The sequence below is a fragment of the Streptomyces sp. NPDC031479 genome (assembly GCF_055581065.1).
In genome coordinates this window covers 62,031-75,184 of the sequence record NZ_JBVIKC010000019.1, presented here as the reverse complement: position 1 = coordinate 75,184, position 13,154 = coordinate 62,031, and the positions used below count along the sequence as shown (strand labels likewise).

Annotated in this window: 2 protein-coding genes; both read right to left on the bottom strand. The window is 75.1% G+C overall.

Annotated elements, in window-relative coordinates:
* Positions 1-28: 28 nt before the first annotated feature.
* Positions 29-4,996, bottom strand: coding sequence for a type I polyketide synthase (locus tag ACZ5D2_RS22045; protein WP_468931289.1), 4,968 nt, complete (start codon positions 4,994-4,996; stop codon positions 29-31).
* Positions 4,997-5,032: 36 nt separating this feature from the next.
* On the bottom strand, positions 5,033-13,144 hold the full coding sequence (locus ACZ5D2_RS22040; protein ID WP_468931286.1) for a type I polyketide synthase: 8,112 nt from the start codon (positions 13,142-13,144) through the stop codon (positions 5,033-5,035).
* Positions 13,145-13,154 lie beyond the last annotated feature (10 nt).

The window sequence follows — 13,154 nt, the reverse complement described above, 5'->3', positions numbered from 1 at the left end:
CGTGTGACCGACTGGCCGGAGGACGCCCTTACTCCGGGCGGCCGAATTCCTTGCGGATGAATGCGAATATCTCTTCGTCGGACGCGGCGTCGAGCTTTCCGCTGACGGATTCGGCGTCCGCCGCGGCCTGTGCGTCCTTCCAGCGGGAGAGCAGTGCCTCCAGGCGGCGGGTGAGGTCCTTGCGCTCGTCCTGGCCGGGTGTCAGCGACAACAGGTCGGACTCGATGCGGTCGAGGTCGCCGTGGACGGAGTCCGTGGTCGCCTCTTCGCGTCGGGTGCCCGTGCCGTCCAGGAGCCGGCCGCGCAGGTAGCCGGCGAGCGCGCCGGGGGTGGGGTAGTCGAAGACCATCGTGGCGGGCAGGCCCAGTCCGGTGGCGGCGTTCAGCCCGTTGCGCAGGCCGACGGCCGTCAGCGAGTCGAAGCCGAGGTCCTTGAAGGCCCGTCCGGCGTCGACGGCACCGGCCGAGGCGTGGCCGAGGACGGCGGCGGCGTGGCCGCACACCAGGTCCGTGAGCACCCGGTCCTGTTCCTCGGCGGACAGTTCGGCGAGCTTGTGGCGCAGCGCTTCGGCCGCTCCCGTGTCCCCGGCGTCCCCGGTGCCGGCGCCACCCGCGCCGGGCTGCGCGAGGATCCGGCGGGCTTCGGGGACGCCGTCGGTGAGGCGTCCCGTACGGGCCGAGGTGAACAGGGGCAGGAAGCGGTCCCAGTCGACGTCGGCCACGGCCACGGCCGTCTCGTCGTGGTCGAGGATCCGCCGCAGGGCGTGCAGGGCGGCCTCGGGGTCGAGGAGCGGGAGGCCGCGCCGGGCGGAACGCTCGTGGAGTTCGCGTGCCTCGTCGGGGTGGGCGTCCGCGTCGAACAGGTCCCACACGCCCCAGCCGACGGCGGTGGCGGGCAGGCCACGGGCGCGGCGCTGCTGGGCGAGGGCGTCGAGGTGGGCGTTGGCGGCGGCGAACGCGGCGTGTTCTCCGCCGCCCCAGCAGGCGGTGACGGAGGAGAAGAGGACGAACGCGTCCAGGTCGGGGCCGTCCGCCGAGAACACCTCGTCGAGGGCCCGGGCGGAGGTGACCTTGGCGGCGAGGGCCTCCTCCAGGTGCCGGCCGGTGGTGGCGGCGAGGGGGGCCAGTTCGACGTGCGCGGCGGCGTGGACGACGGTGCGTACGGGCGGCCGTCCCGCCTGATCGGCGCGGGCGGTCAGCGCGGCGAGGGCCGCCGGGTCGGCGCCGTCCCACTCCTCCAGGGTGACCTCGGCGCCCCGGGCGGTGAGTTCGCCCGCCAGGGCTTCGAGGGCGGGGGTGAACTCGGCGGGGGCCGCGGTGAGCAGGAGGTGGCCGGCGCCGGCGGCGGCGAACCGGCGGGCCGTCTCGGCCCCGAGCGGGCCGGCGGCACCGGTGATCAGGGTCGTGCCGGACGGCTGCCAGGTGCGCGCGGGGGCGCCGTCGGGCAGGGCGGCGCGCACGAGCCGGCGTACGTAGGTTCCGGTGGTGCGGACGGCGATCTGGTCCTCGCCGTCACGGCCCGCGAGGGCCCCGGCGAGGCGCGCCGCGGCCGCCTCGTCGAGGTCGGCGGGCAGGTCGACGAGGCCGCCCCAGCCGCGCGGCCGCTCCAGTGCGGCCACCAGGCCCAGGCCCCACACCTGCGCCTGTACGGCGCTGCGCGGGGCGTCCTCGGGTCCGGCGGCGACGGCCCCTCGGGTGACGGTCCACAGGGGGGCCTCGATGCCCGCGTCGTCGAGTGCCTGGGTGGCGACGAGGGTGGCGAGGAGCCCGGAGGTCTCGTCGGCGGAGAGGAGGCAGAGGACTCCCGCGAACGGCTCGTGGCCGTCCTGCGCCGTCCGCAGGGCTCCGGCCCACGCGTCCCGGTCGGCCCGGGAGGGGTCGAGGGCGAGGAGGTGGGGGCGGGCGCCGTGGCTGGTCAGCAGCTCCTCGAAGGGCGCGGCGGCGGTGGCCTCGGGGGCCAGCAGCAGCCAGTCGCCGGAGAGCCGTGCGGTGTCGGTGTCGGGGAGGTGCTGCCAGGTGATGCGGTAGCGGCGGGCGTCGAGGGCGCTCGCCTCGCGGCGGTCGCGGCGCCAGGCGGAGAGGGCGGGCAGCAGTTCCCGGAGCGGTCCGGTGTCGTCGAGCGCGAGGGTGTCGGCGAGGGCGGCGACGTCGGCGCTCTCCACGGAGTTCCAGAAGCCGGCCTCGACCTCGTCCACGACGGGGGTCCGGTCGGCCGCCGGGGCGCCTTCGAGCCAGTACGTGCGGCGCTGGAAGGCGTACGTGGGCAGGTCGGCCGGCGCGTCCGGGGTCACGCAGACGCCCTGCCAGTCGACGGGGGCGCCGTGGGTCCAGGCCTCGGCGAGGGAGGCGAGGAACCTCTGCGGGCCGCCCTCGTCGCGGCGCAGGGTGCCGAGGGTGACGGCGGACGCGCCGGCGGCCTCGATGGTCTCCTGGACACCGATCGTCAGCACCGGGTGCGCACTGGACTCCACGAACAGCCCGTGGCCACGCTCCAGGAGGCCGCTGATGGCGTCCTGGAAGCGGACCGTGTGGCGCAGGTTCGTGTACCAGTACTCGGCGTCGAGCTCGGAACCCTCGGCCCACTCCCCCGTCACCGTCGAGAAGAACGGGACCTCGGCGGTCCGCGGCTCGATGCCCGCCAGCAGTCCGATGACCTCGTCGCGGATCGACTCGACCTGCGGACCGTGCGAGGCGTAGTCCACGTTGATCCGACGCGCCCGCACCCCGTCGGCCTCACAGGCCGCCATCAGCTCGTCCAGAGCCTCCGGATCACCCGAAACCACCGTCGACTGCGGGCCGTTCACCGAGGCCAGCGCCAGACGCTCGCCCCAGCCGGAGATACGTTCCACCACCGCATCGGCGGCGTCCGCGACCGACACCATGCCGCCCTTGCCCGCCAGCGCCACGATGGCCCGCGCACGCAGCGCGGACACCTTCGCCGCATCCTCCAGCGACAGCGCCCCGGACACGGCCGCGGCCGCGATCTCACCCTGCGAGTGACCCACGACGGCCGCCGGAACGACCCCGGCCGCACGCCACAGCTCCGCGAGCGACACCATCACCGCCCACAGCGCCGGCTGGACCACATCCACCCGGTCGAAACCGGGAGCCCCGGCCTCCTGCCGCAGCACCCCCGGCAACGACCAGTCGGTGTGCGGGGCCAGCGCCTCCGCGCACGCGTCCAGACGGGCCGCGAACACCGGCGAGGAGTCGTACAGCTCCACCGCCATCCCTGCCCACTGCGAGCCCTGCCCCGGGAACACGAACACCGGACGGTCCGCTCCCTTGACCACGGCGCCCTCGACGACGCCCGCCGCCGGAAGCCCGGCGGCCAGCGCGTCCAGGCCTGCCCGCGAGCCCGCCGGGACGACCGCGCGCCGCTCCAGTGCGGCCCGCGTCGTGGCCAGGGCGAGGCCGATGGCGGCCTCGGAAACCGCGGTGTCGGCGGTGTCGGCGGTGTCGGCGAAGGCGCGCAGCCGGGCCGCCTGGCCGCGCAGGCCCTCGGTGGTACGGCCGGAGAGCACCCAGGGCAGGGTGGCGGCGGGGAACACCGGCCGGGCCCGCTCGGGTGCCCGCGGGGCGGATCCGGCGTCCGCGTCCTGGTCCGTGTCCTGGCCGGCGGCCTGGACGATCACGTGGGCGTTGGTGCCGCTCGCGCCGAACGAGGAGACGGCGGCGGTGCGGGGGCCCTCCGTGGCGGGCCAGGCTCGCTCCTCGGTGAGGAGTTCCACAGCGCCGGAGGACCAGTCGACCTCGGGGGTGGGGCCGTCGATGTGCAGGCTGCGGGGCAGCACCCCGTCGCGTACGGACATCACGGCCTTGATCACGCCCGCGACGCCCGCCGCGGCCGCCGAGTGGCCGATGTTGGACTTGATGGAGCCCAGGTGCAGGGGGCGGCCCTCGGGGCGGCTGCGGCCGTAAGTGGCGAGGAGGGCCTGTGCCTCGATGGGGTCGCCGAGGGTGGTGCCGGTGCCGTGCGCCTCGACGAGGTCGACCTCGTGGGGCGAGAGCCGGGCGTTGGCGAGGGCCTCCTCGATGACCCGCTGCTGGGAGGGTCCGTTGGGGGCGGTCAGGCCGTTGCTGGCGCCGTCCTGGTTGACGGCGGAGCCGCGGACGACGGCCAGGACCCGGTGTCCGTTGCGGCGGGCGTCCGACAGCTTCTCCAGCAGCAGGACGCCGACGCCCTCCGACCAGCCGGTGCCGTCGGCGGCTGCCGCGAACGGCTTGCAGCGGCCGTCCGGGGAGAGGCCGCGCTGGCGGCTGAACTCGACGTACACCTCGGGCGTCGACATGATCTGCGCGCCGCCCGCGAGGGCGAGCGAGCACTCGCCCTGGCGCAGCGACTGCACGGCCAGGTGGATGGCGACGAGGGAGGAGGAGCACATGGTGTCGACGGAGACGGCCGGGCCCTCCAGCCCGAAGGCGTACGACAGCCGCCCGGAGGACACGGCGGTCGCGATGCCGGTCATCAGGTGGCCCTCGACGTTCTCGGCGGCCCCCTCCCGGTCGCTGCCGTAGCCGGTGTACGTGGTGCCGACGTAGACGCCGGTCCGGCTGCCGGCGACCGCCGTCGGGTCCACGGACGCCCGCTCGAAGGCCTCCCAGGCGGTCTCCAGCAGCAGCCGCTGCTGGGGGTCCATGGCGAGGGCCTCGCGCGGGGAGATCCCGAAGAAGTCGGCGTCGAAGTCGCCCGCGTCGTGGACGAAGCCGCCCTCGCGGACGTACGTGGTGCCGAGGTGGTCGGGGTCCGGGTCGTAGAGGGAGTCGAGGTCCCAGCCGCGGTTGACGGGGAAGCCGGAGACGGCGTCGCGGCCGTCGCGGACGAGGCGCCACAGGTCCTCGGGCGAGCGCACGCCGCCGGGGTAGCGGCACGCCATGCCGACGACGGCGATCGGCTCGGGCTCGTCCGCCTCGACCTCGCGCAGCCGCTGCCGGGTCTGCTTCAGCTCGGCGGTCACCCACCTGAGGTGATCGAGCAGCTTCTGTTCGTTGTCCATCTGGCGGGAGCTCCTTGGATGACGTTCCGGCACGGGCTACGACTTGCCGAGCTCTTCGTGGATGAACGCGAAGATCTCTTCTGCCGAGGCGGACGCCAGTTCGTCGTGGGCGTCGGCTTCTTCGGCCTTCTCCGGGCTGGTGCCGCCCCACTTGGTGAGCAGCACCTGGAGCCGGCCGGCGATGCGGTGGCGCGCCCCGTCGTCCGGGGTGAGCCGGGTGAGGGCCGCGTCGATGCGGTCGAGGTCGGCGAGGACGGAGCGGTCCGTCTCGATGTCGCCGCCCTGGAGGTGCTCGCGCAGGTGCTGGGCGAGCGCGGCGGGTGTGGGGTGGTCGAAGAGGAGGGTCGCGGACAGCTTCAGGCCGGTGTCGGCCGCGACGCGGTTGCGCAGTTCGACGGCGCTGAGCGAGTCGAAGCCGAGGTCCTTGAAGGGCCGCGCCTCCTGGACCCCGTCTGCGGTGCGGTGTCCGAGGACCGCGGCCGCGTGTCCGCGGACCAGTTCGACGAGGAGGTGCTGCTGTTCGGCGGGCGCGGTGGCGGCGAGCCGCTGCCTGAGGGCGGACGCCGAGGCGGCGGCGCCCTGCCCGCCCTCCGGGCCGTCATCCGTCAACGCGGCCTGCACGTCGGGGAGTTCGCTGATCAGGGCGCTGTGCCGCATGGCCGTGTAGGTGGGGGCGAACAGCGCCCAGTCGACGTCGGCGACACCGACGCAGGTCTCGTCGAGGTCGAGGGCCTGCTGGAGGGCGGCGATGGCGGTGCCGGGCGCGATGCCGATCACGCCGCGGCGGCGCAGGTGCTCGTCGATGTCCTCGGAGGCCGCCATGCCGGCTTCGGCCCAGGGGCCCCAGGCGACGGCGGTGGCGGGCAGGCCGTGGGCGCGGCGGCGTTCGGCGAGGGCGTCGAGGTGGGCGTTGGCGGCCGCGTAGGCGGCCTGGCCGCCGCTGCCCCACATGCCGGCGCTGGACGCGAAGACGACGAACGCGGACAGGTCGAGGTCGCGGGTGAGTTCGTCGAGCAGGTCGGCGGCGACCGCCTTGGGGCGCAGTACGTGGGCCAGGTGGTCGGCGGTGACCTCGTCCATGAAACCGTTGTCGGAGACGCCCGCGGCGTGGACTACGGCGGTCAGCGGCCGGTCCGCCGGCACGGAGGCCAGCAGGGCGGTGAGCTGGTCGCGGTCCGAGACGTCGCAGGCGGCGAGGGTCACCTCGGTGCCCGACGCGCGCAGGGCGGCGGCGAGTTCGGTGGCGCCGGGGGCGTCGGCGCCGCGCCGGCTGGTCAGCAGCAGGTGGTCGGCGCCGCCTTCGGCGAGCCAGCCGGCGAGCCGGCTGCCCAGGGCGCCGGTGCCGCCCGTGACCAGGACGGTTCCGGTGGGCCGCCAGGGTGCGGCGGCGGGCCGGTCGGCGGGGGCGGGGGCGCGGCGCAGCCGGCGTACCAGGACTCCGGCTCCGCGCACGGCGAGCTGGTCCTCCCCGTCGGGTGCGGCCAGGACGGCGGCGAGGCGGGCGGCGGCCCGCTCGTCGAGGTCGTGGGGCACGTCGACGAGGCCGCCCCAGCGGTCGGGGTATTCGAGGGCGGCGACCCGGCCGAGCGCCCACACCTGGGCCTGGGCGCCGGTGGGGTCGGCCGTGGGGTCGGAGGGGCCGGTGGAGACGGCGCCGCTGGTCAGGTTCCACAGGGGGGCGCCGATTCCGGCGTCGCCGAGGGCCTGCGCCAGGGCGGCGGTCGCGGCGAGCGCGGCGCTGACCCCGGGCTGCGCGGTGTGCGGGCGGACGTCGAGCGGGAGGAGGGAGAGCACGCCCGCGAACTCCCCGCCGGTGTCCGCCCCGGCGCGCAGCCGGACGGCCCAGTCGGTGCGGTCGGCGGCGGTCGCGTCGAGGCGCAGGACGGTGGTGGTGGCTCCGGCCGCGGTGAGGGCGGCGGCGGCCCGGTCGGCGAGCGGCCCGGCGGTGGGGTCCGCGCCGTCGGGTACGACGAGCAGCCAGTGTCCGGCCGTGCGGGTGGCGGCGGCCGGGTCGGCGGCGGGCTTCCAGGTGATGCGGTAGCGCCAGGAGTCGATGGTGTGCTGCTCGCGGCGGCCTCGCCGCCAGGTGGACAGGGCGGGCAGGACGCCGCGCAGCTGCTCCTCGTCGGGGAGGCGGAGGGTGCCGGTGAGGGCCTGGAGGTCCTCGCGTTCGACGGCCGCCCAGAACTCGGTGTCGACCTCGTCCTGTGCGGCGGGGCCGCTGCCGCCGGCGGGGGTGGCGTCGAGCCAGTGGCGGCTGCGCTGGAAGGCGTACGTGGGCAGGTCGACCAGGCAGGCGGGGCGGTCGGCGAGCGGCGGTGTCCAGTCGACGGGCAGGCCGCGGGTCCAGGCTTCGGCGAGGGCGCCGAGGAAGGCCTCGGGCTCGGGCCGGTCCTTGCGCAGGACGGGGGTCAGCAGGCCGGAGAAGGTGTCGGGCAGTGACTCCCCGGCCATGGCGGCGAGGACGCCCTGCGGGCCGAGTTCCAGGAAGTGGGTGACGCCCTGTCCGGCGAGGTGCGTGACGCCGTCGGCGAAGCGGACGGCGGCGCGGACGTGCTCGACCCAGTAGGCGGCGGAGAAGTCCGTGATCTGCTCGCCGGTGACGTTGGAGACGACCGGGATGGAGGGCGTCCCGTGGTCGAGGGTCTCCGCGACCTCGCGGAACGCGTTGAGCATCGGCTCCATGAGGGGTGAGTGGAAGGCGTGCGAGACCGTCAGCCGCTTGGTCTTGCGGCCCTGCTCCGCCAGCGTCGCGGCCACGGCCAGGACCGCGTCCTCGGCACCCGAGATCACCAGGGACTCCGGGCCGTTGACCGCGGCGATGTCCGCGTCGCCGCTCAGGAGCGGGCGGACCTCGTCCTCGGTGGCGCGGACGGAGACCATCGCGCCGCCCTCGGGCAGGGCGCCCATCAGGGCGCCGCGGGCCGTCACCAGCCGTGCCGCGTCCGCCAGCGACAGCACCCCGGCCACGTGCGCGGCGGCGATCTCGCCGATCGAGTGGCCGGCGACGAAGTCCGGGCGGATGCCGTAGGACTCCAGTACGCGGAAGAGCGCGACCTCGACGGCGAACAGCGCGGGCTGGGTGAACTCGGTGCGGTGGACCTCGTCCCCGCCGCCGAAGACGAGCTCCTTCAGCGGGATCTCGAAGTGGTCGCAGACCTCGTCGAAGGCGTCCGCGAACACCGGCTGGGCGTCGTACAGTTCCCGGCCCATGCCGGGGCGCTGCGCGCCCTGCCCGGAGAACAGGAAGGCGGTACGGGCACCCGGGACGGACTCGCCGCGGAAGGTGCCGGGTGCCGACGCGCCGGCCACGAGGGCGTCGAGACCGTCCAGGTAGCCCTGGCGGCTGTCGGCCAGGACCACGGCGCGGCTCTCCAGCTGTGCGCGCCAGGCCAGCAGGGCGGAGGCGGTGCTCGCCGTGTCCAGCGCGGGGCGGGCCTCGGTGAGGTCCCGCAGGCGGCGCGCCTGCTCGGTCAGGGCGTCGGGGGTGCGGGCGGAGACCAGCCAGGGCAGGAGCTCGCCGGGCGCGGTGCCGGCGGCGGGCGCGGTCCCGGCCCCCGCCCCGGTCCCGTTCTCGGTCTGCGGTGCGCGCTCCTGCGGGCCCTCCTCGATGATCACGTGGGCGTTGGTGCCGCTGACGCCGAACGAGGAGACGCCGGCCCGGCGCGGGCGGCCGGTCTCCGGCCACTCCACGGCCTCGGTGAGCAGTTCCACCGCGCCCGCGGACCAGTCGACGTGCGGGGACGCCTCGTCGACGTGCAGGGTCCTGGGCAGGACGCCGTGGCGCATGGCCATGACCATCTTCATGACGCCGGCGACTCCGGCGGCGGCAGAGGTGTGGCCGATGTTCGACTTGATCGAGCCGAGCAGCAGCGGCCGGTCCCCGGGCCGGTCCTGGCCGTAGGTGGCCAGCAGGGCCTGCGCCTCGATGGGGTCGCCGAGGGCGGTGCCGGTGCCGTGCGCCTCCACGGCGTCCACGTCCCGCGCGGTCAGCCGGGCGTTGGCGAGGGCCTGGCGGATGACGCGCTGCTGGGAAGGGCCGTTGGGGGCCATGAGGCCGTTGCTGGCGCCGTCCTGGTTGGTCGCGGTGCCGCGGATGACGGCGAGGACCTGGTGGCCGTTGCGGCGGGCGTCGGAGAGCTTCTCCAGCAGGAGGACTCCGGCCCCCTCCGACCAGGCGGTTCCGTCGGCGGAGGAGGAGAACGCCTTGCAGCGGCCGTCGGCGGCCAGGCCGCGCTGGCGGCTGAACTCCACGAACAGGTCGGGTGTCGGCATGACGGTGACGCCCGCGGCCAGCGCCATGGTGCACTCGCCGGCCCGCAGGGCCTGGGCGGCGAGGTGCAGGGCGACGAGGGAGGAGGAGCAGGCGGTGTCGACGGTGACGGCCGGCCCCTCCAGTCCGAAGCTGTAGGCGATGCGGCCGGAGATGACGCTGGTCAGGTTGCCGGTGAGGGAGTAGCCCTCGACGCCTTCGCCGCCCATCTGCCGGAGCCCGCCGAAGTAGCCGGGCTGGGTGGCGCCCGCGAAGACGCCGATGGGTGCGGACTTCACGCTCGTCGGGTCGATGCCGGCCCGCTCGAAGACCTCCCAGGAGGCCTCCAGCAGCAGCCGCTGCTGGGGGTCCATGGCGACGGCCTCGCGCGGGGAGATCCCGAAGAGTTCGGGGTCGAAGTCGGCGGCGTCGTGGAGGAACCCGCCCTCGCGGACGTAGGTCGTGCCGGGGTGGTCGGGGTCCGGGTGGTAGAGGGCCTCCAGGTCCCAGCCGCGGTCGACGGGGAAGGGGGAGATGACGTCGGCGCCCGTGTCGACGAGCTGCCACAGGTCCTCTGGCGAGCGGACCCCGCCGGGGTAGCGGCAGGCCATGGCGACGATCGCGATGGGCTCGTCGTGGGCCGCCGCACCCGCGATGTGGCCGGTGACGGCGGCGGTGCGCTCCCCGAGCACTTCGGCGCGGACGAACGCGGCGACGGCGGCGGGGGTCGGGTGGTCGTAGGCGAAGGCCGTGGGCAGCCGCAGGCCGGTGGCGGTGTTCAGCCGGTTGCGCAGGTTGACGGCGGCCAGCGAGTCGAAGCCCAGCTCCTTGAAGGCCCGCCGCGGGTCGACGGCGGCCGGCCCGTCGTGGCCGAGCACGGCGGCGGCGTGGGCGCGTACGAGGTCCAGGACGGTGCGCAGCTGCTCGGCCTCCGTGAGGTCCCGGAGCTTCTCGCGCAGCGCCGACCCGGCGGCCCGCTCGGCCTCCTCGTCGGGTGCGGAGTGCAGGGCCTCGAGGGCGGTACGCGTCTCGGGGGCGCGGCGGCGGCGCAGCCAGGAGGCCATGTCGGGGAGGGCCTCGCGCAGGGGCTTGTCCCCGTCGATGTCCAGGGTGGCGATGAGGGTGTCGACGTCCTCCTCGTCGACGGCCTGCCAGAACCGCTCCTCGGCCGCGTCGCGGGGGGCTCCGGCCTCGGGGGTCAGCCAGTAGTGGCGGTGCTGGAAGGCGTACGTGGGCAGCTCGACGGAGCGCGCCGGGTCGGCCGGGGTGAGGAGGGCCGTCCAGTCGACGGGCAGGCCGCGGGTCCAGGCCTGGGCGAGGGCGCCGAGGAAGGCGGTGGGTTCGGGGCGGGTCCTGTCGAGGGCGGTGGTGACGAGGCCGTCGAAGTCCTCGGGGAGGTTCTCCCGGGCCATCGCGGTGAGCACCCCGGCCGGACCGAGCTCCAGGAAGTGGCCGACGCCTCGTTCGGCGAGGTGGCGGACGCCGTCGCCGAAGCGGACGGCGGCGCGGACGTGACGGACCCAGTAATCGGCGGAGAACTCGGTGATCTGCTCGCCGGTGACGTTGGAGACGACCGGGATGGCGGGGGCCGAGTAGGTGAGGGTCTCCGCGACCTCGCGGAACGCGTCGAGCATCGGCTCCATCAACGGCGAGTGGAAGGCGTGCGAAACGGTCAGCCGCCTGGTCTTGCGACCCCGATCGGCCAGCGTGGCGGCCACCGCGAGAACCGCGTCCTCGACGCCCGAAATCACCACCGACTCCGGCCCGTTGACCGCAGCGATGTCCACACCGGCGGCCAGCAGCTCCCGGACCTCGTCCTCCGTCGCCCGGACGGACACCATCGCCCCGCCCTCCGGCAGCGCACCCATCAGCGCACCACGGGCCGCCACCAGACGGGCCGCGTCCGCCAGCGACAACACCCCGGCGACATGCGCCGCCGCGATCTCACCGATGGAGTGACCCGCGACGAAGTCCGGACGCAGACCGAACGACTCCGCCAGCCGGTACAGCGCCACCTCGACCGCGAACAGCGCTGGCTGCGTGAACTCCGTCCGGTGGACCTCCTCCCCGCCCCCGAACACGAGCTCCTTCAGCGGGAAGTCGAAGTGCGCGCACACCTCGTCGAACGCGGCCGCGAACACCGGCTGGGCCCCGTACAGCTCACGCCCCATCCCCGGACGCTGCGCACCCTGCCCCGAGAACAGGAAGGCGGACTTCCCGGGTCGGGCCGTGCCCTCGGAGACCGACCCTTCCGGGGTCCCGTCGGTGAGGGCCCGCAGGCCGGAACGGAAGCCGTCGGTGTCCTCGGCGAGGATCACCGCGCGGTGCTCCAGCGCCGACCGGGTCGTCACGAGCGCTGCCGCGACGTCCGCCGCCGGGAGGGCGGCGTCGAGGCCGAGGAGGCGCTCGGCCTGGCCGCGCAGCGCCTGCGCGCTGTGTGCGGAGACCACCCACGGCAGCGTCCCGGAGGCGGCCGGGGCGACCGGTGCCTCCGGTGCGCCGGCGGGGGCCTGCTCGACGATCACGTGGGCGTTGGTGCCGCTGATGCCGAAGGAGGAGACGCCCGCACGGCGCGGACGGTCGGTCTCCGGCCAGGCGGCCTGTTCGGTGAGCAGTTCGACCGCGCCGGCCGACCAGTCCACCTGGGGGGTGGGTTCGTCCACGTGGAGGGTGCGCGGCAGCACGCCCTCCCGCATGGCCATGACCATCTTGATGATGCCCGCGACTCCCGCCGCGGCGGCCGTGTGGCCGATGTTGGACTTGACCGAACCGAGCAGCAGGGGCCGGTCCCCGGGCCGGTCCTGGCCGTAGGTGGCCAGCAGGGCCTGCGCCTCGATGGGGTCACCGAGGGCGGTGCCGGTGCCGTGCGCCTCCACGGCGTCCACGTCCCGCGCGGTCAGGCGGGCGTTGGCGAGGGCCTGGCGGATGACGCGCTGCTGCGAGGGGCCGTTGGGGGCGGTCAGGCCGCTGCTCGCACCGTCCTGGTTGACGGCGGAGCCGCGGACGACGGCGAGGACGCGGTGTCCGTTGCGGCGGGCGTCGGAGAGCTTCTCCAGCAGGAGCACGCCGACGCCCTCGCCCCAGATGGTGCCGTCGGCGGTGGCGGAGAAGGCTTTGCAGCGCCCGTCGGCGGCCAGGCCGCGCTGGCGGCTGAACTCCTGGAAGAGCCACGGGTTGGGCATGACGGTGACGCCGCCAGCGATCGCCATGGTGCACTCGTCGGCGCGCAGGGCCTGGGTGGCCTGGTGGACGGCGACGAGGGAGGAGGAGCAGGCCGTGTCGACGGTGATCGCCGGGCCTTCCAGCCCGAAGGTGTAGGCGACGCGGCCGGAGATGACGCTGTTGACGTTGCCGGTGAGGGTGTAGCCCTCGACCTCGCGGTGCGGGGTTCCGGTGCCGCCGCCCAGGTAGCCGGGATTGCCGGCGCCGACGAAGACGCCGGTGCGGCTGCCCTTGAGGGTGGCCGGGTCGATCCCGGCGCGTTCGAAGACCTCCCAGGAGGATTCCAGGAAGAGCCGCTGCTGGGGGTCCATGGCGAGGGCCTCGCGCGGCGGGATGCCGAAGAAGCCCGCGTCGAACCCGGCCGCGTCGTGGACGAACCCGCCCTCCCGGACGTAGCTGGCGCCGTGGGCGTCCGGGTCCGGGTCGTAGAGTCCTTCGAGGTCCCAGCCGCGGTCGGTGGGGAAGGCGACGATGCCGTCGCCGCCTTCCGCCACCAGCCGCCACAGGTCCTCGGGCGAGCCGACGTCCCCCGGATAGCGGCAGGCCATGGCGACGATGGCGATCGGCTCCTGCTCCTTGGCCTCCGCGGCCTGCAGGCGCTTGCGCGTCTGCTGGAGGTCGGCGGTGACGAGTTTCAGGTAGTCGCGGAGCTTGTCTTCGTTACTGCTGGCCATCGTGGCAGTG

What these genes read in the sequence shown, in the direction of transcription:
- ACZ5D2_RS22045 (WP_468931289.1), bottom strand. Translation starts at nt 4,996, where the DNA reads ATGGACAACGAACAGAAGCTGCTCGATCACCTCAGGTGGGTGACCGCC.
- ACZ5D2_RS22040 (WP_468931286.1), bottom strand. Translation starts at nt 13,144, where the DNA reads ATGGCCAGCAGTAACGAAGACAAGCTCCGCGACTACCTGAAACTCGTC.